This window comes from Cupriavidus oxalaticus, from assembly GCF_016894385.1.
GTDB classification, from domain to species: Bacteria; Pseudomonadota; Gammaproteobacteria; order Burkholderiales; family Burkholderiaceae; genus Cupriavidus; species Cupriavidus oxalaticus.
Genome location: NZ_CP069811.1, coordinates 917,889 through 942,128, shown reverse-complemented (window position 1 = coordinate 942,128; position 24,240 = coordinate 917,889). Strand labels below are relative to the sequence as shown.

26 protein-coding genes are annotated in these 24,240 nt (G+C 68.2%); 19 read left to right on the top strand and 7 right to left on the bottom strand.

Annotation, left to right across the window (positions count from 1 at the left end):
* Window positions 1-77: 77 nt before the first annotated feature.
* The gene (locus JTE92_RS04235) at window positions 78-221 is read right to left on the bottom strand and encodes an entericidin A/B family lipoprotein (RefSeq protein ID WP_029044501.1); all 144 of its coding nucleotides are present in this window, start codon (window positions 219-221) and stop codon (window positions 78-80) included.
* Window positions 222-484: 263 nt separating this feature from the next.
* Between JTE92_RS04235 and JTE92_RS04230 the strand changes: the two genes are divergently transcribed.
* The 4 genes from JTE92_RS04230 (at window position 485) to JTE92_RS04215 (ending at window position 4,293) form a co-directional block, all read left to right on the top strand.
* A complete protein-coding gene (locus JTE92_RS04230) occupies window positions 485-766 on the top strand; it encodes a DUF2188 domain-containing protein (protein WP_063240783.1) in 282 nt (93 codons plus the stop codon).
* 181 nt (window positions 767-947) lie between these two features.
* Window positions 948-1,145 carry a hypothetical protein gene (locus JTE92_RS04225; protein WP_084254751.1) on the top strand — a complete coding sequence of 66 codons (198 nt, stop codon included), beginning with the start codon at window positions 948-950 and terminating at the stop codon, window positions 1,143-1,145.
* A 301-nt stretch (window positions 1,146-1,446) separates the two neighbouring features.
* Window positions 1,447-1,773: a hypothetical protein gene (locus tag JTE92_RS04220; RefSeq protein WP_232353463.1), complete on the top strand. Its 327-nt coding sequence runs from the start codon at window positions 1,447-1,449 to the stop codon at window positions 1,771-1,773.
* A gap of 243 nt (window positions 1,774-2,016) precedes the next feature.
* Window positions 2,017-4,293, top strand: coding sequence for a VTT domain-containing protein (locus JTE92_RS04215; RefSeq protein WP_063240782.1), 2,277 nt, complete (start codon window positions 2,017-2,019; stop codon window positions 4,291-4,293).
* A 97-nt stretch (window positions 4,294-4,390) separates the two neighbouring features.
* On the opposite strand, the gene JTE92_RS04210 is transcribed toward JTE92_RS04215, so the two are convergent.
* Both JTE92_RS04210 and JTE92_RS04205 read right to left on the bottom strand, forming a co-directional pair.
* Window positions 4,391-4,873 carry a DUF1579 domain-containing protein gene (locus tag JTE92_RS04210; RefSeq protein ID WP_063240781.1) on the bottom strand — a complete coding sequence of 161 codons (483 nt, stop codon included), beginning with the start codon at window positions 4,871-4,873 and terminating at the stop codon, window positions 4,391-4,393.
* A gap of 160 nt (window positions 4,874-5,033) precedes the next feature.
* Window positions 5,034-5,399: a DUF2880 domain-containing protein gene (locus tag JTE92_RS04205; protein WP_063240780.1), complete on the bottom strand. Its 366-nt coding sequence runs from the start codon at window positions 5,397-5,399 to the stop codon at window positions 5,034-5,036.
* Between the two features lie 221 nt (window positions 5,400-5,620).
* Here JTE92_RS04205 and JTE92_RS04200 point away from each other — a divergent pair, with 221 nt between their 5' ends.
* The 3 genes from JTE92_RS04200 (at window position 5,621) to JTE92_RS04190 (ending at window position 7,432) form a co-directional block, all read left to right on the top strand.
* On the top strand, window positions 5,621-6,112 hold the full coding sequence (locus JTE92_RS04200) for a flavodoxin family protein (RefSeq protein ID WP_063240840.1): 492 nt from the start codon (window positions 5,621-5,623) through the stop codon (window positions 6,110-6,112).
* An 84-nt stretch (window positions 6,113-6,196) separates the two neighbouring features.
* Complete coding sequence (locus tag JTE92_RS04195) at window positions 6,197-6,469, top strand: hypothetical protein (RefSeq protein WP_063240779.1); 273 nt, start codon at window positions 6,197-6,199, stop codon at window positions 6,467-6,469.
* A 96-nt stretch (window positions 6,470-6,565) separates the two neighbouring features.
* On the top strand, window positions 6,566-7,432 hold the full coding sequence (locus tag JTE92_RS04190) for an SDR family NAD(P)-dependent oxidoreductase (protein ID WP_232353500.1): 867 nt from the start codon (window positions 6,566-6,568) through the stop codon (window positions 7,430-7,432).
* Between the two features lie 58 nt (window positions 7,433-7,490).
* Here the strand turns inward: JTE92_RS04190 and JTE92_RS04185 are convergent, their stop codons facing one another.
* The gene (locus tag JTE92_RS04185) at window positions 7,491-8,555 is read right to left on the bottom strand and encodes a BON domain-containing protein (protein WP_063240778.1); all 1,065 of its coding nucleotides are present in this window, start codon (window positions 8,553-8,555) and stop codon (window positions 7,491-7,493) included.
* A 274-nt stretch (window positions 8,556-8,829) separates the two neighbouring features.
* Window positions 8,830-9,042 carry a hypothetical protein gene (locus tag JTE92_RS04180; RefSeq protein ID WP_063240777.1) on the bottom strand — a complete coding sequence of 71 codons (213 nt, stop codon included), beginning with the start codon at window positions 9,040-9,042 and terminating at the stop codon, window positions 8,830-8,832.
* A gap of 197 nt (window positions 9,043-9,239) precedes the next feature.
* Between JTE92_RS04180 and flhC the strand changes: the two genes are divergently transcribed.
* From flhC to JTE92_RS04165, 3 genes are all read left to right on the top strand, one after another.
* Window positions 9,240-9,839 carry a flagellar transcriptional regulator FlhC gene (flhC, locus tag JTE92_RS04175; RefSeq protein WP_063240776.1) on the top strand — a complete coding sequence of 200 codons (600 nt, stop codon included), beginning with the start codon at window positions 9,240-9,242 and terminating at the stop codon, window positions 9,837-9,839.
* A gap of 137 nt (window positions 9,840-9,976) precedes the next feature.
* On the top strand, window positions 9,977-10,372 hold the full coding sequence (locus JTE92_RS04170; protein ID WP_063240775.1) for a hypothetical protein: 396 nt from the start codon (window positions 9,977-9,979) through the stop codon (window positions 10,370-10,372).
* 378 nt (window positions 10,373-10,750) lie between these two features.
* Complete coding sequence (locus JTE92_RS04165) at window positions 10,751-11,629, top strand: lipid A biosynthesis lauroyl acyltransferase (RefSeq protein ID WP_063240774.1); 879 nt, start codon at window positions 10,751-10,753, stop codon at window positions 11,627-11,629.
* Between the two features lie 8 nt (window positions 11,630-11,637).
* Here the strand turns inward: JTE92_RS04165 and JTE92_RS04160 are convergent, their stop codons facing one another.
* Entirely contained in the window at window positions 11,638-12,486 is an 849-nt protein-coding gene (locus tag JTE92_RS04160) for an IclR family transcriptional regulator (RefSeq protein WP_063240773.1), read from the bottom strand.
* Between the two features lie 114 nt (window positions 12,487-12,600).
* On the opposite strand from JTE92_RS04160, the gene JTE92_RS04155 reads away from it, so the two are divergent.
* The 4 genes from JTE92_RS04155 to JTE92_RS04140 all read left to right on the top strand — a co-directional run bounded on the left by JTE92_RS04155 (window position 12,601) and on the right by JTE92_RS04140 (window position 16,827).
* Window positions 12,601-13,371: an enoyl-CoA hydratase/isomerase family protein gene (locus JTE92_RS04155; protein ID WP_063240772.1), complete on the top strand. Its 771-nt coding sequence runs from the start codon at window positions 12,601-12,603 to the stop codon at window positions 13,369-13,371.
* Between the two features lie 10 nt (window positions 13,372-13,381).
* Complete coding sequence (locus JTE92_RS04150) at window positions 13,382-14,596, top strand: CaiB/BaiF CoA transferase family protein (protein ID WP_063240771.1); 1,215 nt, start codon at window positions 13,382-13,384, stop codon at window positions 14,594-14,596.
* Between the two features lie 13 nt (window positions 14,597-14,609).
* Window positions 14,610-15,776 carry an acyl-CoA dehydrogenase family protein gene (locus JTE92_RS04145; protein WP_063240770.1) on the top strand — a complete coding sequence of 389 codons (1,167 nt, stop codon included), beginning with the start codon at window positions 14,610-14,612 and terminating at the stop codon, window positions 15,774-15,776.
* Window positions 15,777-15,837: 61 nt separating this feature from the next.
* Window positions 15,838-16,827, top strand: coding sequence for a Bug family tripartite tricarboxylate transporter substrate binding protein (locus JTE92_RS04140; protein ID WP_063240769.1), 990 nt, complete (start codon window positions 15,838-15,840; stop codon window positions 16,825-16,827).
* A 14-nt stretch (window positions 16,828-16,841) separates the two neighbouring features.
* Here JTE92_RS04140 and JTE92_RS04135 read toward each other — a convergent pair whose 3' ends face one another.
* Window positions 16,842-17,726, bottom strand: coding sequence for a LysR family transcriptional regulator (locus tag JTE92_RS04135; protein WP_063240768.1), 885 nt, complete (start codon window positions 17,724-17,726; stop codon window positions 16,842-16,844).
* 119 nt (window positions 17,727-17,845) lie between these two features.
* Here JTE92_RS04135 and JTE92_RS04130 point away from each other — a divergent pair, with 119 nt between their 5' ends.
* From JTE92_RS04130 to JTE92_RS04110, 5 genes are all read left to right on the top strand, one after another.
* Window positions 17,846-19,399, top strand: a complete 1,554-nt coding sequence (locus tag JTE92_RS04130) for an AMP-binding protein (protein WP_063240767.1) — start codon at window positions 17,846-17,848, stop codon at window positions 19,397-19,399.
* A gap of 14 nt (window positions 19,400-19,413) precedes the next feature.
* The gene (locus JTE92_RS04125) at window positions 19,414-20,619 is read left to right on the top strand and encodes an acyl-CoA dehydrogenase family protein (RefSeq protein WP_063240766.1); all 1,206 of its coding nucleotides are present in this window, start codon (window positions 19,414-19,416) and stop codon (window positions 20,617-20,619) included.
* Between the two features lie 64 nt (window positions 20,620-20,683).
* Window positions 20,684-21,673 carry a tripartite tricarboxylate transporter substrate binding protein gene (locus JTE92_RS04120; protein WP_063240765.1) on the top strand — a complete coding sequence of 330 codons (990 nt, stop codon included), beginning with the start codon at window positions 20,684-20,686 and terminating at the stop codon, window positions 21,671-21,673.
* A gap of 28 nt (window positions 21,674-21,701) precedes the next feature.
* Window positions 21,702-22,802, top strand: a complete 1,101-nt coding sequence (locus JTE92_RS04115) for a CaiB/BaiF CoA transferase family protein (protein WP_063240764.1) — start codon at window positions 21,702-21,704, stop codon at window positions 22,800-22,802.
* A 123-nt stretch (window positions 22,803-22,925) separates the two neighbouring features.
* A complete protein-coding gene (locus JTE92_RS04110; protein WP_063240763.1) occupies window positions 22,926-24,089 on the top strand; it encodes an AAA family ATPase in 1,164 nt (387 codons plus the stop codon).
* The last annotated feature ends 151 nt before the right edge of the window (window positions 24,090-24,240 follow it).

Sequence of the window (24,240 nt, the reverse complement as noted above, 5' to 3'; positions counted from 1 at the left end):
TTCCTGTGAAGGAAAAACGGCCCGTGCCTTGGGGGCACGGGCCGTTGGCCTCTGCAGCGCCTGCGATCCGCAGGCGCTTACATTTTCTGCTTGGTGTTTTCCGCCGCGCCTTGCACCTTCTCGCCGCCGCGTTCGATATCCTTGCCTGCACCGGCCATGGTGTTGCAACCCGTGACCAGCATCACGCCGGCGAGGGCAAACAGTGCGAATAGCTTTCTCATGACGATCTCCTTGCTTCGTGTGGAAGCGGCATGCGCCGCCAGGATGGAATAGCTAGGAATGGCTTGACCGGGCAGCTTCATGCCCAACCGGCAATTGGATCGTAGCAACCGGCAACCGCAGGAAAAGTCGGCTTTCGTCCTACCCCAATGTCAGCCGACGGCGCGACATGCCCGCACGGGTGTAGGACAACGACCGATACCTGCGCGCCGCGGCTTCGCTTAGAAAGGTAGGGCCCCACCTGTCCACTTCCCGGGAGACCGCCATGACTTCACGCAGCATCCACGTGCTTCCTGCCGCCACCGACAACGACAATGCCGCCCGCGACGGCGAATGGGCCCTGACCATCGAAGGCATGGATGGCATGGGCGATGGCGAGGAAGCCACGGCGCTGCACTTTCCCACCCAGGAAGCCGCCATCGCCGAGGGCTGGACGCGGGCGCGCCAGGCCGGCGTGTCGCTGTGCATCCATGGGCGCGATGGCCTGGTGCGCGAGCGCAAAATCTATTGCCGCGCTGCCGGGACCATGTCCCGCCCGGGGCATTGAATCCGGTCCGGCGGGCCGGAAACGGCGGCCCGAGCCCGGCATTCGCCGCCCGTCTCGCTATCACCGGCAATAGTTCATTGCGCAGACAACGTTGAGTCAGGTCAACGGCGCGAAAAACGCAGCATGCATTCCGCGGGTCCAGTGCCGATACTAAGATCAGGCACTTACCGAGACCCACGTCATGTCCCGCATCCTCAGGTACCGTCCGCTCGACATCTATCCCGACCCGCTTGAGGCGAGGATCGCCGAACTGCACGAAATGGCCACTGATGTGCACGCCAGGCAAGCCCGCCGATGGCGCCGCCAGAACGACGCCGACGGGGCCGCCGGTGGCCCGGAACACCGGTTTCCGTGCGGCAATCCGCAAACCCGGCACTGAAGTAATGCCGTTCAGTTAACCACTGTCGTTCCCGCGCAGGCGGGAACCCAGTGACTTTTTGTCCCCCATCGGGGGGCTTTAAGACGCTGGATTCCCGCCTGCACGGGAATGACAGTAGTGATTGATACCTTAACTGAACGGCATTACGGCACTGAAGGCCTTTTCCCCACGACTTGCCGCAGAATGTGAACAAGTGTCATATCCGGTTGGCAAAGACATGACCCCTGCGAAAGAATGGATTCCCGCATCCGCTATGGCCCGAAAGGGTCAGCCGGATGCTCCAATCCTCTGACGCAGCGACATGGATCGAACCACCCGGGAATGCGTGCTGGCGCTGATGAACTGCCTGCGTGCCAAGGGGCCCATGCCCCGGCACCAGCTTGCCGCCGCCAGTCGCCTGAGCGCCGCGGAACTGACCCGCGCCCTGAAATCGGCCCGCCAGATGGGGGTCGTCGCCTATGCCGGCGAGCCAGACGTGGCCGCGCAGGCCGGCACCTTGCTGGTACTGACCGGCAGGCCGCTGCCGCCGCCGCGCAAGGTCACGCCGGTCGCACGCGAGAATACGCCGCACTTCCAGCCACTGCTTGACGCCTGGGGGATCTCACGCCCCGCGCGCCGTCAGGCATAGCAAGAACTGCCGGCGCCACTTGCGCTGGCAGTTATTACAAAAGGCAGGTAAAGAGAACAAGCGGAGAACAAGCGGTGTACAAGCGGCCCACGCACATCGCACACGCAGCGTACCCACCTCACCGCCATTCTCGTCGCGACGTACGACCCTTCCCCTGTTGCGGCAACGCTCCCCGGCCTGCCGGCAGGCCCTCCGGTATGGAACTTGCGCCGCGCTTAAGGCTTATCCCCCTGAGCGTGCGACATGAGGCCCCCGAATCCGCCCGGCACCCCGAATCCGCCCGGCACCCCGACGCCGCCAGCGCCGGACACTCCGCCTGAATCGCAGGAACTGCGCCCCTTTACGCTGGAGCCGGGGCGCAACTGCTGGCGTGTCGAACCTTGCCACCGCTTTGCCATGCTCGTCGACGGCGACGCCTATTTCCGCGCGCTGCGCGAAGCATTGCCGCGCGCCGAGCACACCATTTTTATCCTCGGCTGGGACATCGACAGCCGCATGGAACTCGTGCCCGAAGGCGCGCACGACGGCCTGCCCGAGGGGCTGCGCGACTTCCTTTGCGCGCTGGCCGACCGCCGTCCCGAACTGCGCATCTACATCCTGAGCTGGGACTACGCCATGGTGATGGCGATGGAGCGCGAATGGCTGCCGTCGGCCAGCGCGCACTGGCAGGCGCACCGGCACCTGTCGTTCCGCCTCGACGGCAACCATCCCCCAGGCGCCTCGCACCACCAGAAGGTGGTGGTGATCGACAGCAAGGTTGCTTTCGTCGGCGGGCTGGACCTGACGCTGCGCCGCTGGGACGACAACCGCCACGCGCCAGGCGCGCCACTGCGCGTTGCCGAGGGCAAGTCCTACCCGCCCTTCCATGACGTCCAGTGCGCACTCGATGGTCCGGCCGCCGCCGCGCTCGCCATCCTGTGCGCGGCGCGCTGGCTGCGCGCGACCGGGCGCAAGCCGCGTCCGCCAGCGGCGACATCCTCGGATCCCTGGCCGCCCAGCCTGGCGCCGGAACTGACCGACGTGCGCGTCGGCATCGCCCGCACCATGCCGGTGTGCGAGGACGAGCCAGGCGTGGGCGAGATCCGCATGCTGATGCGCGACGCCATTGCGTCGGCCCGGCACAGCATCTACATGGAAAACCAGTACTTCAGCTCGGGCGAGATCGCCAAGGCGCTGGCCGGACGGCTGGGGCGGGACAACGGGCCAGACATCGTGCTGGTGTCGCGGCGCAACGAAAGCGGCTGGCTGGAAGCGCACAGCATGGGCGTGCTGCGCGCGCGCCTGTACCGCCGCCTGCGCGCCGCGGACAGCGGCGACCGCTTCCACCTGTACTGCCCGACGATCCCCGGGCTGCTGCCGGAATGCGTCAACATCCACAGCAAGGTCACCGTGATCGACGACGATTTCCTGACCATCGGCTCATCCAACCTCAGCAACCGTTCGTTGGGGCTGGACACCGAATGCAACGTGGTGGTGACCTCGGGCGGCGACCCGCGCGTGCGTGAAGCCATCGCGGCCATGCGGGCCCGGCTGCTGGGCGAGCACCTGGACGTCGCGCCCGAGGCATTCCAGGCCAAGGTGGCCGAAACGCGCAGCCTGCTGGCGGCCATCCGCGCGCTGCAGCGAACCGATGGCCGCACGCTGGAAGACTACGAGCCGCCGCTGCCGGACGATCTCGATGCCGCCTCGCCGGCCGACCACCTGCTCGACCCCATCGAGCCCATCGACACCGACCAGGTGCTGGCCGAGTTCGTCAGCCACGAAGCACGCCCGCGCGTGATGGGCCGTGTCGGCATGATGGTGGCGCTGGCCCTGGTGCTGGCGGGGCTGGCCTTCGCCTGGCGCTACACGCCGCTGCGCGAATGGGCGGATTTCCGCGCGCTGCTGGCCGTGGTCGAGCGCCTGGACGACATGCCCATGGCGCCGCTGGCGATGATGGGGATATACCTGGCCGGCGCGGTGACCATGCTGCCGGTGACGCTGCTGATCCTCGTGACCGTGGTGGTGTTCGGGCCGTTCTACGGCGCCGCGCTGGCGCTGGGCGGCACCATGCTGAGCACCGGCGCGGGCTACCTGGCGGGCCGCCTGCTCGGGCGCAATACCGTGCGGCGCTTCGGCGGCCGGCGGCTGAACCGGGTCAGCCACCAGCTGGGCAGGCACGGCGTGCTGGCGATGGTGGTGTTGCGGCTGGTGCCGATCGCACCGTTCTCGCTGGTCAACCTGGTGGTTGGCGCCTCGCGCATCAGCCTGCGCGACTGCCTGGCGGGCACGGCGCTGGGGATGCTGCCGGGCATCGCGATCTCCGCCTTCCTGGTCGACCGCGTTGCCGCCGCGGCGCGCCACCCGGGGCTGGCGACTTTTGCCCTGCTGGCGCTGGTGCTGTTGCTGCCGGCATCGCTGCTGCTGTTGCTGCGGCGCCGGCGCCGGCGCAATGCCGAACGCCGCAAGGCGGAACGGCACCGGCCAGTCAAGCAACAGGACAGCCACCCGGACAGCCGGCAGGACGGCCAGCCAGCATGACGGCCAGCATCGCGGGCCAGGCGGTCCCGGGCGCCGGATGGCGTGCGTCGCCCATGCTGCGGGCGAGCGCACCTGAGCGTCAGGAACGGGCGCCGCGCTAGCGCTTGCGGCGGTAAGTGGCCTTCATGATCTCGGTCCACTCGCCGTTCTCGCCTTGCATGAACGACGTCAGCGTCCGTTCGTTGTCATCCTTGAAGGCAATCACATCGCGGTACCGGACCGTGCGGCCATTGCCCGAACAGTCCGGCCCCTCGGCGCGCAGCGTCAGCTGCTGGCCGCCGGCATCGAGGTCGCCCTCGTAGACCCACAGGTGGGTCATCATCGAGCCGATGAAGGTACCGACGAAATGCTTGCGGGCCGGGTCGTAGCCCAGCGTCATCACGGTGGTGGCGGGGCCGCAGCCCGGCATGTCGCCCTGCGCCGTGCCCTGTACCCAGAGCTCGCCAATACCGGTCACGCGCTCGGGGATCTGCCACTTCTGCGCAGGCTGGTCCGGTCCCATCACGGCCTCTCCTTCGGCCATCCATTCGCCCACCAGCCGTTGCAGCCAGCGGTGTTCCTTCTGTGCTTCGGTCTTCATGCAGGTCTCCTTGCGGTTGCGGCGACTGCGGCAGCCACTGCGCCCGGCACGGGCGCTTGTGGATGCCGTACACATAGACTAGCAAAGGAAATGGACAGCGTCCACTTCTCTTTGGCGCACATCGCGAAGGGCACGCAGTGCCTGGGCGGTCCGGCCGGATCTACTGCGGCAGCCGCACCTTGGGCACCACGAACTGGTTGCCGGGCGCGCGCATGACGTCGCACTGGACCTTGGCCTTGCGCACCGCGCCGTCCTGCGCGAGGTACTCGACATCGCCCACCACGCTGTAAGCGTCTTCCGCGACCTTGCGGGTCTTGCCGCTGACCCACTTGAAGCTGCCGGGATTGGGCAGCGCGGCCTTGACCGCCTTCATGCAGGCGATCGGGGCTTCGGGGGCCTCGTCGCGTCCGCGCGGCTTTGGCGCTTCATCCGCGGCCTGCACAATCGCCGCGCTGCCAAGCAACAACACCAGCACCAGCGGGGCGGACAGGGAACGCGGAGACAGCGGCGGGCGCGGCGAAAGCATCTTGGAAACTCCTGGGAGCGGGGGCGTAAACTTGCACAGGCGCCACATTCTAACGCCGGCGCCCATGCCGGTCAGTCCGCCGGCGCGTTGCAAAAGTTCCCAGGTCGCCACTGGTGCCCGGCGGGCTGCACCGGCGTGCTACAGTGACCCGGCGCATCCTGACCTGCACCACCGCCGCGCCACCGCACCACCGCACCACCGCACCACCGCACCACGCAAGCATGAAAACGCTGTTGATCGTCTACCACACCATGACCGGCGGCACCCGCCAGATGGCCGAGGCCGCGGCGGCGGCCGCGCGCACGCAGGAAGGCGTCGCCGTCGTGCTCAAGCGTGCGGCCGAAGCCGGCCCGGACGATGTGCTGGCTGCCGACGGTTACCTGTTCGCCACGCCGGAAAACCTCGCCGCCATCGCGGGGATGATGAAGGACTTCTTCGACCGCTGTTATTACCCCGCGCTGGACCGGATCAACGGCCGCCCCTACGCCACCATGATCTGCGCCGGCAGCGACGGCCAGAACGCATTGCGCCAGGTCGAGCGCATCGCCACCGGCTGGCGCCTCAATCCCGTTGCGCCCGGGCTGATCGTCTGCACGCACGCGCAGACACCGGAGCGCATCCTCGCACCCAAGCAGATCGAGGCGGACGACCTGGCGCGCTGCGCGGCGCTGGGCGAAGGCCTGGCGGCCGGGCTGGCGCTGGGCGTCTTCTGACCGGCCTGAAACCTGTGCCAGCGTAGTTCCCGCCCGGGAACGGGATTTGCACGGCCATGGCATCCGCCCCCTGAGCGCAGCGCCATGGAAGATCCCGAAGTCACTGCCGCGGAAGCCCGCCGCGATCCGCTGGACAGCACCGCCCGCGGCCCCATGCGCGTGGTCGAGGCGCTGACGCAGACCGCCCTGGTACTGATGGCGGCCACGCTCGCCTGGGTCCTGTGGCGGCGCACCGACGCCTTTGCCTGGTTCGGCTCGCTCGCGCCGGCGGCATGCGCGGCGCTGGCCCTGCTGGCGACGATCGTGGCACTGCTGGGCGTCTGGTTCGGCATACATGCCTGGCGGCGCGTGGGCTGAGGCAAGTGCTGCCCGGCGGCGGGTGTCGCTAAACCTTACAACGCGGCGGTAAGAATGCCCTGCGCTGCCCCGTCACCGGAGACCATCGTGGCTGACATTCCCTCCCCGACTCCAATCCCGACTCCATCCCCGGCCCCCACAGGCCTGCTTGCGGTGGTCACCGGCGCCTCGTCAGGCATCGGCTACGAACTGGCGCGCTGCTGCGTGCAGCGCGGCTATGACCTCGTCATCGCCGCCGATGAGCCGCAGATCGAGGTTGCCGCCGCGCAACTGCGCGACGAAGGTGCGCGGGTAGAGGCGCTGGTGGCGGACCTCTCCACACCGGCCGGCGTGGAGCAGTTGTGCGCGGCCTTGGACAACCGCCGGGTCGACGTGCTCTGCGCCAATGCCGGCCGCGGCCTCGGCCACGCGTTCCTGGACCAGGACTTTGCCGACATCCAGCGCGTGCTGGAAACCAACGTGACGGGCACCGTCCACCTGTTGCACCGGGTGGGCCAAGGCATGCGCGAGCAGCGCAGCGGACGCATCCTGATCACGGGCTCGATCGCCGGCTTCATGCCCGGCACCTACCAGGCGGTGTACAACGCCACCAAGGCGTTCCTGGATTCGTTTTCATATGCACTGCGGCACGAGTTGCTGGGCAGCGGCGTCACCGTGACCTGCCTGATGCCCGGCGCGACGGAGACGGAGTTCTTCGAGCGGGCCGACCTGCTCGACACTAGGATCGGCCAGCAGAAGAAGGCCGACCCGGCCGAGGTCGCACGGACCGGTTTCGATACGATGATGCGCGGCGAAGGCGAGGTCATCACCGGGTGGCAGAACAAGCTGCGTGCGGCGATTGCCATGGTCACGCCAGCCGACGTGCTGGCCGAGCAGCATCGCCGCATGGCGCAGCCGCGCAGCGAGGCCGACGACCGGCTGCCGCCGGAGGACCCGCCTGGCGCACCGCGCCGCGACGTTTGAACGGGGCGGCGAGCGCGGCGCGCGCCAGCGGCGCCGCCCCCTGCCATGGTGCGGGAAATCAGATGCGCGTGGTGCCGCCGGTGCTGTCCCGGCCGGCACCCGGGCCGCCACTGCCCATTTCCATGCCGCCGCCATAGCTGCTGGCCGTCGACCCGGTCGCGCTGCCGGCACTGCTGACGCCGCTGACATGGCCTTGCCCGCCCGCGGCGGAACCGGTGCGCCGTGTATCCCCGGCCCCCTCGGAAATGCCCGAGACGCCAAACGGTCCGGCGGCGCCCAGCCGGATACCGTTATGGATCTCGCGCACGCCGAACACATCGTCGGCGATGTCTTCGATGCAGTATTTCTGGCGGCGATCGCGCACGTTGCCGCTCAGCCGCACCACCCCGCCCTCCACGTCGACCTCAACGTCCTGCACGTCGACATAGGGCGCATGGGCCAGGCGCTCGCAGATTTCTTCACGGATACGCTCGTCGCTGCGCTGGTAGCCCTTCGGGCCGACGCGGTCGCGCCCACGCAACTGCTGGGCAAACCGCCCTTCGCCCGGGCCCTGGCTGCCAAAATCGCCGGCGCTGCGCCCCGCCGAACCGGGCCGCTCCGACATGCCGGTGCGGCCGTCGTCGTCCTCATCCCAGCCGCTCTCCCATCCATAGGAAGAGGTGGACGACCCGCTGCGCGGGGGGCGCGTCTGCGCGCCGGGCGAGGCGTAATCGGAAATGCCGTAGCCCTGGTCATACTCGCTTCGGCGCGAACGCATGCCGCCCTGGCGGCCGGTCATGGCCTGGCCGCCGCGGCGGCTTTCGCCCCACTCGTCGCGCACGTTGCCACCCTGGTCCCCGCCGCTGCCGCGCCACGATTCATCGTCGTCCCACGGCGCGCGCTGGCCGGACCGCTGCCAGTCTTCGCCGCCGCCCTGACGGCTGCCGTAATAGCCCTGCCCCTGGGCATCGTCGCCGTGGCGCTGGCGGCCTTCGTACCGCCCTTCGCCATAGTCGCGGGCCGGCCCGCCCGACTGCCCGTAGCGTCCTTCGCCGTAGCCGCGCGGGTCGTCCGCGCGGTCGCGGCGCGGCGCCTCTTCGTCGCGCCACCACGAGCTGCTGCCTGGATTCCGGAATGGATGCATGGTTGGTCTCCTGCCGATCGGAACTGCGGGATGAGAACTGCGGCGCCGGCATGCAGCCGCGCCGCACCGGTTGCCAGAGGGCGCAAGTTCCGTACCACTGCGGCAGGCATCCCCCGCCGCCGCACACTGCTTGCAGTTCACGCCAAGGCAAGCCAACGCAACGGCGGGCGCCCTGTAAAAAGCGCCCGCCGTTGTAAGGCATCCTTGCGATGCCTGGGAGACCCCGGATATTCGTCAAAGGGATCCTGGCGTGGATCCCCGGTGATGCGTCGCCTCAGGCGGCCAGTGATTCCGTAAAGCCCAGCGCGGGTTCGCTGCCGTCCTGGTCTTCCTGCATGATCAGGCCGACGCCACGCCGCTTTGCCGCGGCTTTGCCGATATTGACGGCGACGTCCCGGTCCTCGCAATGAACCAGGCCCTTGCGTGCACTTTCCACCGTCAGTTCCCAGCCTTGGGGCGTCTGCCTGATGAGGAAGTTCGCAGCCATGGGTAGCTCCCAAGTCGTTTACGTGTTCTTGAAGCGTAGCGCATGGGTGCCAGGGCAAAATCGGCGTCCGTCCTATACCGTGTGGGCACTCCTCCTACACGCCTGGCTAAAAAGCGACTTTTGATACATATCAGAGTTATATCAAAACGGTGATTCATAAAATCCATCGCAATTTAGCGAAAACACCTCAGGAAACGATGGATCTGCGCACCGCCACAGCCCCGCCAGCCCAGCCAGCCCCGCCACCCGCTATCCCGCCGTCCGCCGGCAAGAGCGTGCTGCATGACGTCGAGCAGACCCAGCTGGCAATCGAACTGATCGGGCTGGGTGCACGCCTGCAGGTGCTGGAATCGGCGCTGTCGTTGCCGCGCGTGCGGCTGGTCCGGCTGTACAAGGAACTGCGCGGGGCATCGCCGCCCAAGGGCATGCTGCCCTTTTCGACCGACTGGTTCGTCACATGGCGGCCCAATGCGCATGCCTCGATGCTGCTCAATGCCTATCGCTTCATGCGCGATGCCGGCGGGCTGGCGGGTATCCGCGCGGTGCTGTCGGGCTACCGCGTCTACCGGGAACAGCTGTCCGTGACCGGGGAAACCGCGGAACTCAGCTTTACCCGCGCCTGGACGCTGGTGCGCTTCCACGAGAACGGCATGCTGCAGCTGGCGCGCTGCCGGCACTGCGCAGGCGACTACGTGGTCCACGCCCATGGCCCGCGCCGCCACTACGTTTGCGGCCTGTGCATGCCGCCCGCGCGCGCCGGCAAGGGCCGCAAGTCGCCCGCGCGCACGGTGCCCTGAGCGCGCCGGTGGCAGGCATTGTCTCCTGCCGCACTGTCAGCGCCGCCGCGGCCTTCCAACATTAGGCAAGTCCAGCCAGACCGGCCGGCCGCGCGCATGCACGCGGTCTTCACGATTGTCCTCGGGGAGCCCTGCCGATGTTCAGGATCAACCTGCTGTCCCGCATACTGGGCGCCGCGGCGCCCCCCCAGGCCGCCAACGATGCAGGCAACCTGGCGCCAGCGCATGCCGTGCCCCCGGCGCCCGCCGTCACCGCGCCCGCGGCGCCGGCCAGCCCGGACCCGCTGGCCGCCAACCTCAAGACCCAGGGCGACGCCATGGTCCAGTACGGCGCGCGCCTGCTGGTGATACGGGAGCTGCTCGGCGCCCTGGCCGCCGGGCTGCCGCCGGCGGCCCAGGCGGGGGTGGAGCGGCGCTTCCGCGTGCGCGTCGACCAGTTGCTCACGCTGACCGACGACCGTGGCCTGCCGGCGGAATTCCACGACACGCTGCTGGCGGAAATCAACTACTACCTGGGCGAACTGAAGCACTGAGGGCGCAGGGCCTGTGCGCCGCCCGTTCGCGCGATGCGCCGCGCAAGGGGCACTTGTCGTCGTTGTAACACCTCGCTACAAGCCTGCCTGCCGCAACGTGCTACAGTGCGCGCTTCGCACAGGCCAGCGCAAATGCGCGCCATGGCCCGCTTTCCGGCATTTTTTTGCCGCATTTTTTGCCGCATTTTTCTGCCATTTCCGACGCGCACACCGTGCGCGCCAGGCGTTGCCCATCGACGTGCCGGGCCGCCAGCCATCGCTCTTGCCGACCGCGCGCGCCCCGCCCGCCCCCGCCCGCCACCTGCCGTGGCGCCGAATCATCGCTGTGCAGCCGCGCGCCGGGACGCCGCGCTGCCGCCACCGCCCCACAGGATTCCCATGACCCATCGGCTCCGGGCCGCGCTCACCGTCGCTGTCTTCAAGCTCTTTGCCGCGCTGCCCTATGGCGTGACGGCACGCCTGGGAGACGCGATCGGCAAGCTGCTGTACCAGATCCCCAGCCGCCGGCGCCGCATTGTGCTGACCAACCTGGCGCTATGCTTCCCCGACATGGACGAAGCCCGCCGGCAGCAGCTGGCACGGCGCCATTTCGGCCATGTCATGCGCAGCTACCTCGAGCGCGGCGTGCAATGGTTCGGCGATGCCAGGCGGCTGGACCAGCTGATCGAGCTGGACAGCCGCATCGACCTGTCCACCTGCACCGAGCAACCCACCATCTTCCTGGGCTTCCATTTCGTCGGGATCGAAGCCGGGTGCATGTTCTATTCGATCCGCCACCCGGTCGCATCGCTGTACACCAAGATGTCGAGCCCGCTGCTGGAAGAGATCGCGCGGACGCAGCGAGGGCGCTTTGGCGCCGAGATGATTCCGCGCAGCGGCAGCGGCAAGCAGGTGGTGCGCACGCTGCGTGCCGGCTGCCCGGTGATGCTGGCGGCTGACATGGACTTCGGCCTGACCGATTCGGTGTTCGTGCCGTTTTTCGGCGTGCCGGCGTGCACGCTGACGTCGGCCTCGCGGCTGGCCAGCATGACGGGCGCGCGCGTGGTGCCGTTTACCACCGAAGTGCTGCCCGACTACCGGGGCTATCGCCTGCGCGTGTTCGACCCGCTGGAGGGCTTTCCGTCCGGCTCCGTAGAGGAGGATTCGCGCCGCATGAATGCCTTCCTGGAAAAGCAGATCGCGACCATGCCGGAGCAGTACTACTGGGTCCACCGCCGCTTCAAGAACCGGCCCGCCGGCATGGCGCCGGTGTACTGAGCCCGGCCCTAGCCGCCGCCGGCGCGCTGCCACGCCGACTGGATATCGTCCATCAGCCGCGCCAGCTTCGCCGCATAGCGGGCGTTGTCGCGCCTGCGCTCGCTGGCTGAATACGGGAAGCTGATGTTCAGGCCATAGAGCTGCCGGTCGGGGCCACGGAATGCCGCGCCCACCGCCAGCAAATGCCCCTGCTGGTAGGCGGCGGTGCAGAAGCCGCGCTGCTGCGACTGCCCGATCGCCCGCAGCACGCGTGCGCGCATCGCCGGCCAGGCTTCTGCCTGCCGCACCGCAATGCCTGCCAGCAGGTCTTCCCGCACGCTGTCCGGCTGTGCCCCCAGCCATGCCAGCCCGATCGATGTCAGCTCCATCGGCACGCGCGTGCCCGGCACCACGCGCCGCGTGCGCGAGACGCTGTCGCGGCTGTGGCGGATCGAAGCCAGATACACCATGTCCAGCTTGTCGCCCACCGCCAGTCCCACGTTGACCTTGTCGGCCTCGGCCACCTTGCGCATCAGCGGCAGCGCGATATCCGCGGCGCGGTTGGCGTGGCGGAAGGCGTCGGCCAGGCTCAGCACCACCGGCGCGAGCCGGTAGGCGCGTTCGTTGACGTCGTAGCGCAGGAAGCCGGCATCCACCAGCGAGCGCGTCAGCCGGCTGACGGTCGGCCGCGGCAGGCCGGTGCGCGCGGCCAGCTCGGCATTGGTCAGGCTGGTGGTGCCCACGCGGAAAGCGCGCAGCAGCACCAGACCCCGCTCCAGCGACTGGCTGCCGGCGGTGTCGCGGGTAAAGCGGCCGGTCTGGTGGGTCACGCGGCGCGTCGATACCGGTTCGGGTGCTTCGGGTGCCGTATGGGCCATCTCCGCATAATTTCAGTAAGCGAAATCCGAGTATAGCGGCGAGGCGCCGCAGCGCGAATACTGTGTGCTCCGCCGGTCCTTGCGGCCGGCCCACATCACAGAGGAGCGCCCCGCATGTCATCCGACGCCGATATCCAGCTCAGCCGCGACGGCCACGTCGCCCGCATCGTGCTGTCCCATCCGCCGCACAACTTTGTCGATGCCGACGTGATGCGCCGGCTCGCGGACACCCTGCTGGCACTGGACGACGACCCCGGCTGCCGCGCCATAGTGCTGGCCTCCGGGGTCGGCGCCTTCTGTGCGGGCGCCGACTTCAGCGGCGCCGGCCAGGGCGAAGTCGCCAACGATCCCGCCGGCTTCTACGTGCATGCGATGAAGCTGTACCGCAACCGCAAACCCATCGTCGCCGCGGTGGCAGGCGCCGCCGTCGGCGCGGGGCTGGGCCTGGCGCTGGTCGCCGACTTCCGCGTGACCTGCGCCGAGGCGCGCTTCAGTGCCAATTTCAACCGGCTGGGCTTCCATCCCGGCTTCGGCCTCAGCGTGACGCTGCCGCGGCTGGTGGGCGAGCAGCAGGCCGCGCTGCTGTTCTACACCGGCCGCCGCATCTCCGGCACCGACGCCGTCGCCATCGGCCTGGCCGATGAACTGGTGGCCAAGGCTGACGTCAACGACCGCGCCATGGCGCTGGCGCAGGAGATCGCCAGCTCCGCGCCGCTGGCCGTGGAAACCACGCGCGCCACGCTGCGCAAGGGACTGGCCGACCGCATCGCCGAGGTCAACCAGCACGAGCTGGCAATCCAGCGCGGGCAGTTCCTCAGCGAAGACTTCCGCGAAGGCGTGGCCGCGATGGCCGAGCGCCGCACGCCGGTGTTCCACCGTCGCTAAGGAGCCGCCCGTGCCTGCACAACACACCCATGCCACGCCCGCCGGCCCGCTCGACGGCATCCGCGTGCTCGACCTGACCGCGGTCGTGCTCGGCCCGCTGGCCACGCAGGTGCTGGCCGATTTTGGCGCCGACGTGATCAAGATCGAGGGGCCGGAAGGCGACCTGATGCGCGCCAACGGCGTGTCGCAGCACGCCGGCATGAGCTCGATCTACCTGGCGCTGAACCGCAACAAGCGCTCGGTCGTGCTCGACCTGAAAATCCCCGAGGGCGCCGAAGCGCTGCGCGCGCTGATCGCCGGCGCCGACGTGCTGGTGCACAACATGCGCGTGGCGGCGATCGAGCGGCTTGGTTTTGGCTACGAGGCCGTCGCACGCATCAACCCGCGCATCGTCTACTGCGTCGCCACCGGCTTCGGCCAGGACGGCCCGCACCGCGACAAGCCCGCCTTCGACGACATCATCCAGGCCGGCTGCGGACTGGTGGCGCTGGGCGCCGGCAACGGCGAGCGGCCGGAATACGTGCCCAGCCTGATCGCCGACAAGACCACCGGGCTGGCGCTGGCCAATGCCGTGCTGGCCGCGCTGCTGCACCGCGAACGCCATGGCGTGGGCCAGTCGGTCGAAGTGCCGATGCTGGAGACCATGGCCGCCTTCGTGATGACCGAGCACCTGGGCGGGCTGACCTTCGAGCCCGCCCCCGCCGGCGCGGGCTATGCGCGGCTACTGCAGGGCGGCCGCCGCCCGGCGCCGACGCGCGACGGCTGGATCTGCGCGCTGCCCTATACCGAGCGCCACTGGCATGCCTTCTTCCGCGCGGTGGGTCGCGATGACCTTGCCGACCGTTACGAAGTCGGCGACCGCGCACAGCGCAATGCCAATATCCGCGCGCTGTACGGCCATCTTGCCGAACTGACCCCGGAGCGCAGCACCGCAGAATGGATGGCGCTGTTCGAAGCGCTCGACATCCCCGCCACGCCGATCTACGACCTCGATGCGCTGGTCGACCATCCGCACCTGCGCGCGGTGGGACTGTTCCAGGCCACGCAGCACCCCACCGAAGGCCCGCTGCGCGAAGTGCGCCCGGCCGCGCGCTTCTCGGCCACGCCGCTGTCGTTGCGCCGGCATGCGCCGGCACTGGGCGAACACACCGCCGAAGTCTTGCAGGAAGCCGGCATCGCCCTGCCCGCCGCGCATGCCGGCACACCCGCCGGCGCTCAGGAATAACAAGGAGACACGCATGAATTTCCAGCTCGATGAAGAACACCGCATGCTCAAGGATTTGGTCGCGCGCTTCGTGCGCGAGCAGCTGATCCCGCTGGAGCCGGCGGTGCTGGCGCGCGAGGCCGGAGGCGGGCAGCACGCGCTGCTGCCGGAAGAACAGGCGCGGCTCGATGGCCTGTCGCGCGAGCTGGGCCTGTGGGGCCTGGATGCGCCCGCGGAAATGGGCGGCACCGACCTGCCCGTGGTGGCGATGGTCGGCGTCAACGAAGAACTCGGCAAGACCATCACGCCCTACGACCTGCCGCCGGATTCGCCCAACCTGCGCATGCTGATGCTGACCGCGAACGACGCCCAGCGCGAGCGCTACCTGGACCCGTATGCGCGCGGCGAAACGGTATCGGCCATCGCCATTTCCGAGCCCGGCGCCGGCGGCGACCCGGCCATGATGACCACGCGCGCCGAACGCGACGGCGACCACTGGGTGCTGAATGGCCGCAAGATCTGGATCAGCCGCGCGGCGCGCGCCGACTGGACCATCGTGATGGCCGTGACCGACAAGGCCAAAGGCGCGCGCGGCGGCATCTCCGCGTTTATCGTCGAGCGCGGCACGCCCGGCCTGCGCGTGGAGCGCCGCATCCCGATGATCGGCGGCCATTCCACCTACGAAGTCGTGCTGGAGGATTGCCGCATCCCCGCCTCGCAGTTGCTGGGCAACGAAGGCCAGGGCTTCGCGCCGATGCAGGCGCGCCTGTCCACGCGCCGCGTGCAGATGGCCGCGTGGTGCATCGGCCGGGCCCAGCGCGCGCTCGACATGATCTGCGAGTACGCGCCGCAACGGCAGACCTTTGGCGCCCCGCTGGCGCAGCGCCAGGCGATCCAGTGGTGGGTGGCGGACGCCGCCACGCGCATCCACGCCTGCCGCCTGATGACCTACGAAGCCGCCAGCCGCATCGACGCCGGCGAAGAGGCGCGCACGCAGGTCTCGATGATCAAGGTCTTCGCCACCGAAATGGCGTGGGAAGTGATCGACCAGGCGATGCAGACCTTCGGCGCGATGGGCATGACCAAGGAACTGCCGCTGCAGCAGATGGCCAACGAGACCCGGCTGATGCGCATCTACGAAGGGCCCAGCGAAGTGCACCGCTGGGTGATCGCGCGCGACCTGCTCGGCCTGCGCCGCTGATCTGCCGACCTCTTTGCACCGGCGGGAACACGCCGGGATTTTCCGACCGAAAGGAGACACCATGCAACAGCCTTACCGTTCGCGCCGCCGCTTCCTGGGCCTCGCCGCCGCGGCACTGGCCGGCATCGCGCCGCTGCCGGCGCTTGCTGCCGAAGATGCCTTTCCCTCGCGCCCGATGCGCTTCATCGTGCCGTTCCCGGCCGGCAGCGGCACCGACACCACCGCGCGCATGTTCGCCAAGAAGATCGGCGAGTTGACGGGCCAGGGCGTGGTGGTGGAGAACAAGCCCGGCGGCAACGGCTTTATCGGCGTGCAGACCGCGCTGAACGCGCCGGCGGACGGCTACACGGTGTTTATCGGCAGCAATTCCACGCTGTCGACCAATGCCGCCACGTTCCGCAAGCTGCCATACGACCCGCTGACGGATTTCGCGCCGATCACGCTGCTGTCGCGCGGGCCGTGCGTGGTCATCGTGCCGGCCGGCTCGCCTTACCGCACGCTGGCGGAACTGCTGGAGGACGCGCGCAAGCGGCCCGGCGCGCTCAACTACGGCACGGGTTCGATCTCGTACACGCTGTACAGCGAATGGCTCAACGAGCTGGCCAAGGTCAAGACCACGCCAGTGCCGTACAAGGGCGCGGGCGATGCGATCAATGGCGTGATGGCGGCCAACGTCGACTTTGCCGTGGTCGATGCCAGCGGCGCGATCGAACTGGTGCGCGGCGGCAGGATCCGGGCACTGGCCTATACCGCGCCGCAGCGCTCGCCGCTGTTGCCGGACGTGCCGTCCGTCGTCGAGGCCGGCCTGCCCGACTTCCTGGCCTACAACTGGGTGGCCGCGGCGATTTCCGCCAAGACCCCGCCGGCGGTGGTGAAGCGGCTGCAGGAGCTCTTCATGCAGGCCGGCAACGCACCCGATGTGCGCGACTACTACACGCGCCAGTCGACCACGCTGATCCTGTCGTCGCCGGCGGAGATGCGCCAGTACCAGAAGGACGAGATCGTGCGCTGGAAGCGGCTGGCGGCGGTGGCCAAGATCCCGCTGCAGTAATCCGCCAAAGCCGCTCAGCCGCTGTGCTCGCGCAGCAGCGCCGTGAGGCGCTGCGCCAGCGGCGACAGGTACGCGCCGGCGCGGGTCAGCACGCCGATCCGCCGGCGCAGGTCCAGCTCTTCCACGTCCAGCGGCAACGCGCGCAGCCCGTGCTGCATGGCGTCGCCGCCGGCATTGGCGATGCTCAGCATCTGCGTGCCCTGCATCAGCGCAAACAGCGAGGTGCTGCCGAAATCGATCTCGACGCGCGGCTGCGGCGCCGGCAGGCCGCGCTGGCGGAAGGCGGCATCGACCTGCTGGCGCAGCGTGATATGCGCCTCCGGCAGCAGCCAATCCTGGTCGGCCAGGTCCGCCAGGCGCAGCTTGCGCCGGCGCAGTAGCGCATGACCCTGGTCGGCCACCACCACCAGCCGGTCGTCGAACAGCAGCTCCACCGCAAAATCCGTTGACGCCTGCACCGGCGCCACCGCGAGATCGAGTTCGCCCGCGGCCAGCAGGTCCAGCACGTCCCGCGCCAGCCGCCGCCGCAAGCGCAGCCGCGCGACCGGGCGCTCGCGCATCAGTTGCTGGCACGCGCCCAGGATCACGCCGCCCGGAATCGATGGCGAATATCCCACCCGTAGCACGCCCTGCTCGCCGGTGCGGATGCCGAGCATTTCCTTGATGCCGTCCTCGTATTCCAGCCGGATGCGCCGCGCCCGCTCCAGGAAGCGCGCGCCGGCGTAAGTGGCGGTCATGCCGTTGGCGGTCCGCTCGAACAGCGGCAGCCCGGCCTGCGCCTCGACCCGCTGCACCGCCTTGGTCAGGGCCGGCTGGCTGATCCCGAGGGCCTCCGCCGCCCTGCCGATGCCGCCGTGCGTGGCCACGGCGAGGATGTATTCCAGGTCCCGCGTCTCCATTGCCTCACATTCCCGATGGTTATGACCTTATAGCCAATGCCGCATTGTGGTGATGCCTGTCATCTTACAGACTTAGCCGCAGAGCCGCAGCACAACACCATTCGCATCACGGAGACAGCATGAGTTTCGCGTACTTCCTGCGCCGCGCCGCGCGTTATTGGGGCGACCAGCCCGCCATCCTCTACCAGGACCAGGTGGTGACCTACCGCCAGCTGGAAGAGCGCTCCACCCGCCTCGCCAACGCGCTGCTCGCCCTCGGGCTGCAGCGCGGCGACCGCGTGGCGGTGCAGGCGCGCAACCGGCCCGAGCTGGTCGAGCTGGAGTGCGCGCTGTACAAGGCCGGCCTGGTCAAGGCGGCGCTGAATCCGCGCTTTACCGCCACGGAAGCCACTGATGTGGTCGAGAACTGCACGCCGCGCGTGCTGATCGCCGGCCCCGGCTACACCGGCTACTCGCGCGCCACGCCGGGCTTTGGCAGCGTGGAGACGTTCATCGCGATCGGTGAAGCGCCCGCAGGCTATGTCGGCTACGAATCGCTGCTGGCCAACGCCGGCACCACGCCGCCCGACATCACCCCCGCTGCCGGCGATCTCGCCGTGCTGCACTTCTCGTCCGGCTCCACCGGCAAGATCAAGGCGGCGATGCAGACCTACGGCAACCGCATGGCGGCGCTGCGCAAGATGGTGGCCGGCATGGACCGCCCCGCTCGCCCCGGCGACCGGCTCGCGCTGATCGGCCCCGTCACGCACGCCTCCGGCATGCTGATGCAGCCTTACCTGTACCTGGGCGCGACGCTGGTGCTGTTCGACAGGTTCGAGCCCGCGCACTTCCTGGCCGAGGTGGCGCGGCTGCGCATCACGCACGTGTTCATGGTGCCGGCGATGATCAACATGCTGATGGCCGAGCCCACGCTGGCGCAGGCCGACCTGTCCAGCCTGAAGACGCTGGCCTACGGCGCCGCACCGATGGCGCCCGCGCGCATCCGCGAGGCGTGGGAGCGCATCGGCCCGATCCTGTCGCAAGGCTATGGCGCCAGCGAATCGACCTCCGGCGTCACGCGCCTGTCGACCGCCGACCACGCCGACGCGATCGCCAACCACCCCGAACGCCTGGCCTCCTGCGGCCGCGCGCTGGGCGAGACCGAAGTGCGCGTGGTCGACGAGCAAGGCCGCGAGGTCGCAGTCGGCGAGATCGGCGAACTGGTGATCCGCGGCGAAGACGTGTTCCAGGGCTACTGGGGCGAGCCCGCGCTGACCGCCGAGACGATCGTCGACGGCTGGCTGCATACCGGCGACATGGCGCGCGTGGACGATGCCGGCTACCTGTACCTGGTCGACCGCAAGAAGGACATGATCATTTCCGGCGGCTTCAACGTCTACCCGACCGAGGTCGAAGCGACGCTGTACCAACACCCCGACGTGCTCGAAGCCTGCGTCATCAGCGTGCCCGACGACACCTGGGGCGAGAGCGTCAAGGCCGTGGTCACGCTGCGCCCGGGCCGCGCAGCCAGCGCGCAGCAGCTGATCGCGCACTGCCGCGAGCGCATCGCCGACTACAAATCGCCCCGTTCGGTCGACTTTGTCGCCGAGCTGCCCAAGAACGCCAGCGGCAAGCTGGCCCGCAAGATCGTGCGCGAACGCTACTGGCAAGGCGTGGCGCGTCGCGTCAACTAAGGAGCCCGCCTGTCATGTTCGATCACCTGACCAACCCCGTGCTGGTGGAAACCCGCGCCGGCATCCGCCGCTTTATCGACGAAGAGCTGCGCCCGCTGGAGCAGGAACTGGGCCTCGGCTCCGAAGACCCGTGGCCGCGCGAAGTGCTGCGCAAGGTCTGGCGCCGCTCGTATGAACTGGGCTTCTATGCCGCCTGCCTGCCGGAATCGCTCGGCGGCAAGGGGCTCAATATCCAGGAGCAATGCGCGCTCAAGGCCGACCTGGCCGCCAGCGGCTCGACGCTGGCCGCGCACGTGCTGGGCGACCTGGGCGGTCCGCCGCGCGTGGGCAACATGCTCAAGTACGCCACGCCGGCGCAACTGAAGCAGTATTTCGAGCCGGTCATCCGCGGCGAGAAATCGACCTGCTTCGCGCTGACCGAAACGCATTCCGGCTCCGACGCGCAGAGCATCAAGACCACCGCGGTCGCCGACGGCGACGATCTCGTCATCAACGGCGGCAAGCACTACATCAGCGGCGCGCCGTTCGCGGACTTTGCGATCGTCATGTGCGTGACGGATGCCACCGCCACGCCGCCGGCGATCAGCGCGGTGCTGGTCGACCTGAACCTGCCGGGCGTGACCGTGACCAACGAGTACGTGCCGATGTCGGGCCAGCATATCGACGGCGATATCCGCTTCGACAACGTGCGCGTGCCGCGTGCCAATATCTTTGGCGGCGAGGGCAACGGCTTCAAGCTCGGCATGTCGCGCATCAACGTGAACCGCTTGCTGCACTGCCCGTCGATGCTGGGGCTGGCCATGCGTGCCTACGAGTCGTCGGTGGAATACGCCGGCAAGCGGCGCCAGTTCGGCGGCCCGATCGCGCGCTTCCAGGCGATCCAGCACATGCTGGCCGACATGGCCGCGGCGCTGTGGGCCTGTGAAAGCATGATCGCGCACACCGCGGCACTGGCCGACGCCGGTGCGGACCTGCGCATGAAGGCCGCGGCATGCAAGCTCTTTGTCTCGGAACGCTGCTTCGAAGTGGCCGACAAGGCGGTGCAGATCCACGGCAACGTCGGCGTCACGCGCGGGCATCCGGTCGAGCAGACCTTCCGCAAGCTGCGCATGTTCCGCATCTTCACCGGCACCAGCGAGATCCAGCGCAACACCATCGCGCGCGCGATACTGGAGCCATTGCAGCAGCAGGCGCAGCCGCCGAAACAGCAACAGGCATGACCGTGCCGGCGGCACGGTCGCCGCCGGCATCAGGACACCACAAAAAAGATCACGGAGACCAAGCATGAACCGCCGAGAATGGCTCGCTACCGCTGGCGCCGCCGCACTGGGAAGCGTCTTGCTGCCCGCCCGCGCCGCGGCCCCTGCCAACTATCCCAACCGGCCGATCCGGCTGATCGTTCCGTTCATCGCCGGCAGCACGCCGGACAGTACTGCGCGCACGCTGTCGGCGGAGCTGGGCCAGAAGCTCGGCCAGCCGCTGGTGGTCGAGAACATGCCCGGCGCCGGCGGCATCATCGGCGCCAATGCGCTGCGGCGTGCCGCGCCCGACGGCTACACGCTGGGCATCCTCGCCAATACGCACGTGATCAACGTGCACATGTACCGCAAGATGCCGTATGACCCGGCGCGCGATTTCACGCCGATCACCGCGCTTTCCGGCGGGCCGACCGCGCTGGTCGTGCCGGCCTCTTCACCGTACAAGACCGCGGCCGACCTGGTCGCCGCCATGAAGAAGGCGCCGGGCAAGTTCAACTACGGCTCCGGCGGCAAGGGCAGCATCGCCCACCTGGCGGTGGAAACCATGCTGCACCAGACCGGCTGCGATGCCGTCCATATTCCGTACAAGGGCGCGCCGGAAATCATCACCGCCATGCTGACCGGGCAAACCCAGTTCGGCATGCCGGTGCTCGGCACGGCCACCCAGTACGTGCGCAACCAGCAGGTGCGCGTGCTGGCCGTCACCGCCGCCGCGCGCTCACCGTTCTTCCCGGACGTGCCGACCATGGCCGAAGCGCTGCCGCCCGGCTTTGTCATCGATAACTGGAGCGGGCTGTTTGCGCCGGCCAACTTCCCGTCCGAATTGACGCAGAAGCTGCATGCCGCGGTTGCCGCGCTGCAGAATGCCGGCGTGTTCGACGCGCAGTTGAAGGCCAACGCGGGCGAACTGCGCCGCAGCGCCACCCCGGCCCAGTTCGGCACGGTCGTGGCCGCGGACAACTCGCGCTATGGCGAGCTGATGAAGTCGATCGGCATGGTCGGCGACCTGGGCTGAGCGCCCTGCTTTTGCACCGGGATTGCACATGAAACCAGAATGGTCCTGCCTGAAGGACGTCACCATCATCGACGCCAGCCAGCTGCTGCCCGGCCCGCACGCCTGCAGCCTGCTGCGGCAACTCGGCGCCGATGTGATCAAGGTGGAGCAGCCCGGCAGCGGCGACTCCATCCGCCAGCTCGGTCCGGCGGCGTATGCGCAGTTCAATCGCGGCAAGCAGTCCATCGCGCTGGACCTGAAGACCGACGCCGGCCGCGAGGCCTTCCTCGAACTGGCGCGCAATGCCGATGCTGTGGTGGAAGGTTTCCGCCCCGGCGTCATGAAGCGGCTGGGGCTCGACTATGCGGCATTGGCCGCCGTCAATCCGGCCATCGTGCTGTGCTCGGTGTCGGGATTCGGCCAGACCGGACCGTACGCCAGCCATGCGGGGCATGACCTCAACTACCTGGCGCTGGCCGGCTACTGGGCTACGCCAGTGCAGGTGCATGACAAGGTTTCACGTCCGCGCGTACGGGTATCGGACTATGCGGCCTCCGGCTATGCGGCGCTATCGCTGGCCGTCGCCATCATGAGCGCGCGGCAGCACGGACGCGGGCAGCATCTGGACGTGTCGATCCACGACGCCATCCTGTCATGGACCGCCCACGGCGCCTGGGCCGCACGCGGGCACGAGGCCGCGCCGCAGGAATCGCCGACGGTGATGCCGGAGAACGACCTGTTCGAGACGCGCGACGGGCGGCATCTGGCGATGGGGATTCTGGAAAACAAGTTCTGGGTCAACCTGGGCGAGGCGCTTGGCGAGAAATTTCCTGCGCTGCGCGATCCCCGATATGCCACGCGGGCCGGGCGCTATGGGCACAAGCTGGCGGTCAATGACCTGCTTGCGGCGATGTTCCGGACGCGTGACCTGGCCGAGTGGGAGGCATTCTTCGGGCCGCTGGATATTCCGTTCTCGCCGGTGCTTGGGGCGGGTGAATTGTTTGAGGATGCGCACGTGCGGGCGCGGGGGGTGGTGCGACGCCCAGCAGGAGAAGACGGGATTGCGGTGAACTTCCCAGTCGGGTTCTCCTTAGGGTTGCCAGAGGGGGACGACTTTGTGGCCGGTCTTGGAAAAGGAACGGCACGCTAAACTGCAAAAAAGAATTCTTTTCGTCACTTAGCGAGGGTACGAAGCCCTGAACCCTCACGGGATTAGTGAGAATTATTGCTCGGCTATAATTATTGGAATTCCATAATTCCCACTAAGTGCGCCATGGCTAACATCTATCGTCGCCCGGCCCTTGCGAGCCAGATGTCGCAGCAATTGCTGCACCCCGGCGTACTGGACGAAGGGCTACGGTCCGGTTTGTTCCTGTCAGGTTTACGACGCACCGGAAAAACGACGTTCCTTATCAACGACCTCGTCCCTGCCCTGGAGGCCGAGGGTGCGATCGTCATTTACGTCGACCTCTGGAGCGACACACAACGCAGCCCTGCGTCCCTCATCCTTGCCGCGGTAAAGAAGACCCTTGCCGAGCTGGAGCAGCCAGGCTCCGCCGCCCTCAGGCAGCTCAAGCGCGTGTCGGGTGCCGACTTTGGCGCCTTTGGCCTCAAGTTCGGGTTCAAGCTTGAAAGCGTTGGCGAGCCCGGCGGTGCCACGCTGGCCCACGCCCTTGCCGAAGTCGTCGACAAGGCAAAAACCAACGTAGTCCTGATCGTGGACGAGGTCCAGCATGCCATCACCTCCGACGAGGGCAATCGGATGCTACTGGCACTCAAGGCGGCCCGCGATGCCGTCAATCCACGCCCCAATACGCCTGGCTACGTCATCTTTGTAGGCACTGGCTCGCACCGGGCGCTGGTTGGCGAACTGACTGCGCGCCGCAACCAGGCCTTTGCGGGCGCTACCTCGGTCTCCTACCCCGTGCTTGGAGAAGACTACATCGCCCATCTGCTGGAGCGCTTGTCGGCAGAGGGATTCAGCGCGCGTCCATCGCTGGACGTTGCCGTCCAGGCGTTCCGCGCACTGGGCAACCGGCCGGAAGAGATGATCAAGGCCTTGCGGCAACTGCATTTCCACCTGCCCTCGGGCAGCAATCCGGACGAACACTTGCCGGTCATTGCCAACACGCTCCGCTCGACTGCTGCCGACCTTGAACTGATGAAGCTCGAACAGCTGGGTGGATTGGCTACCGCAATATTCGATCGCATCGCCTGCGCTGATGGTGACGCTCGCGGCTTGTTCTCGGCCGAGTCCGCCGCGGCATACTCCGCTGCCCTGGGACGTGATGTCCGCATCGAGGAAGCACAGCCTGTGGTGAATGAGATGATGGCGACGAACCTGATCATGCGCAAAGGGCACGGGGTCTATGGCGTGACGGACCCATTCGTGCAGGAGATCTGGCTGGAGCGCAAGTCGCTTGAAGGCAAGCTGTAGCGGGAAGCGAGATCGCCGCCGCCTTTCATATCTCGCCTTCATCGCATTTCGTGCCGGCACTGGCCGGGTGGAAATCAGCAGAACTGTTCCTGTCGGCTACCGCCCTTCCTTGCTATTTTTCTCAATGTCAAAGGGGCCAGCTGCGCAAGGG

Coding starts and splice junctions, on each gene's coding strand:
- JTE92_RS04115 (WP_063240764.1), top strand. CDS start 21,702: ATGAAACCAGAATGGTCCTGCCTGAAGGACGTCACCATCATCGACGCC.
- JTE92_RS04185 (WP_063240778.1), bottom strand. CDS start 8,555: ATGCATCCATTCCGGAATCCAGGCAGCAGCTCGTGGTGGCGCGACGAA.
- JTE92_RS04160 (WP_063240773.1), bottom strand. CDS start 12,486: ATGGCCCATACGGCACCCGAAGCACCCGAACCGGTATCGACGCGCCGC.
- JTE92_RS04230 (WP_063240783.1), top strand. CDS start 485: ATGACTTCACGCAGCATCCACGTGCTTCCTGCCGCCACCGACAACGAC.
- JTE92_RS04195 (WP_063240779.1), top strand. CDS start 6,197: ATGGAAGATCCCGAAGTCACTGCCGCGGAAGCCCGCCGCGATCCGCTG.
- JTE92_RS04155 (WP_063240772.1), top strand. CDS start 12,601: ATGTCATCCGACGCCGATATCCAGCTCAGCCGCGACGGCCACGTCGCC.
- JTE92_RS04200 (WP_063240840.1), top strand. CDS start 5,621: ATGAAAACGCTGTTGATCGTCTACCACACCATGACCGGCGGCACCCGC.
- flhC (WP_063240776.1), top strand. CDS start 9,240: ATGGATCTGCGCACCGCCACAGCCCCGCCAGCCCAGCCAGCCCCGCCA.
- JTE92_RS04120 (WP_063240765.1), top strand. CDS start 20,684: ATGAACCGCCGAGAATGGCTCGCTACCGCTGGCGCCGCCGCACTGGGA.
- JTE92_RS04125 (WP_063240766.1), top strand. CDS start 19,414: ATGTTCGATCACCTGACCAACCCCGTGCTGGTGGAAACCCGCGCCGGC.
- JTE92_RS04220 (WP_232353463.1), top strand. CDS start 1,447: ATGGATCGAACCACCCGGGAATGCGTGCTGGCGCTGATGAACTGCCTG.
- JTE92_RS04180 (WP_063240777.1), bottom strand. CDS start 9,042: ATGGCTGCGAACTTCCTCATCAGGCAGACGCCCCAAGGCTGGGAACTG.
- JTE92_RS04140 (WP_063240769.1), top strand. CDS start 15,838: ATGCAACAGCCTTACCGTTCGCGCCGCCGCTTCCTGGGCCTCGCCGCC.
- JTE92_RS04130 (WP_063240767.1), top strand. CDS start 17,846: ATGAGTTTCGCGTACTTCCTGCGCCGCGCCGCGCGTTATTGGGGCGAC.
- JTE92_RS04235 (WP_029044501.1), bottom strand. CDS start 221: ATGAGAAAGCTATTCGCACTGTTTGCCCTCGCCGGCGTGATGCTGGTC.
- JTE92_RS04205 (WP_063240780.1), bottom strand. CDS start 5,399: ATGCTTTCGCCGCGCCCGCCGCTGTCTCCGCGTTCCCTGTCCGCCCCG.
- JTE92_RS04165 (WP_063240774.1), top strand. CDS start 10,751: ATGACCCATCGGCTCCGGGCCGCGCTCACCGTCGCTGTCTTCAAGCTC.
- JTE92_RS04210 (WP_063240781.1), bottom strand. CDS start 4,873: ATGAAGACCGAAGCACAGAAGGAACACCGCTGGCTGCAACGGCTGGTG.
- JTE92_RS04135 (WP_063240768.1), bottom strand. CDS start 17,726: ATGGAGACGCGGGACCTGGAATACATCCTCGCCGTGGCCACGCACGGC.
- JTE92_RS04215 (WP_063240782.1), top strand. CDS start 2,017: ATGAGGCCCCCGAATCCGCCCGGCACCCCGAATCCGCCCGGCACCCCG.
- JTE92_RS04145 (WP_063240770.1), top strand. CDS start 14,610: ATGAATTTCCAGCTCGATGAAGAACACCGCATGCTCAAGGATTTGGTC.
- JTE92_RS04110 (WP_063240763.1), top strand. CDS start 22,926: ATGGCTAACATCTATCGTCGCCCGGCCCTTGCGAGCCAGATGTCGCAG.
- JTE92_RS04170 (WP_063240775.1), top strand. CDS start 9,977: ATGTTCAGGATCAACCTGCTGTCCCGCATACTGGGCGCCGCGGCGCCC.
- JTE92_RS04225 (WP_084254751.1), top strand. CDS start 948: ATGTCCCGCATCCTCAGGTACCGTCCGCTCGACATCTATCCCGACCCG.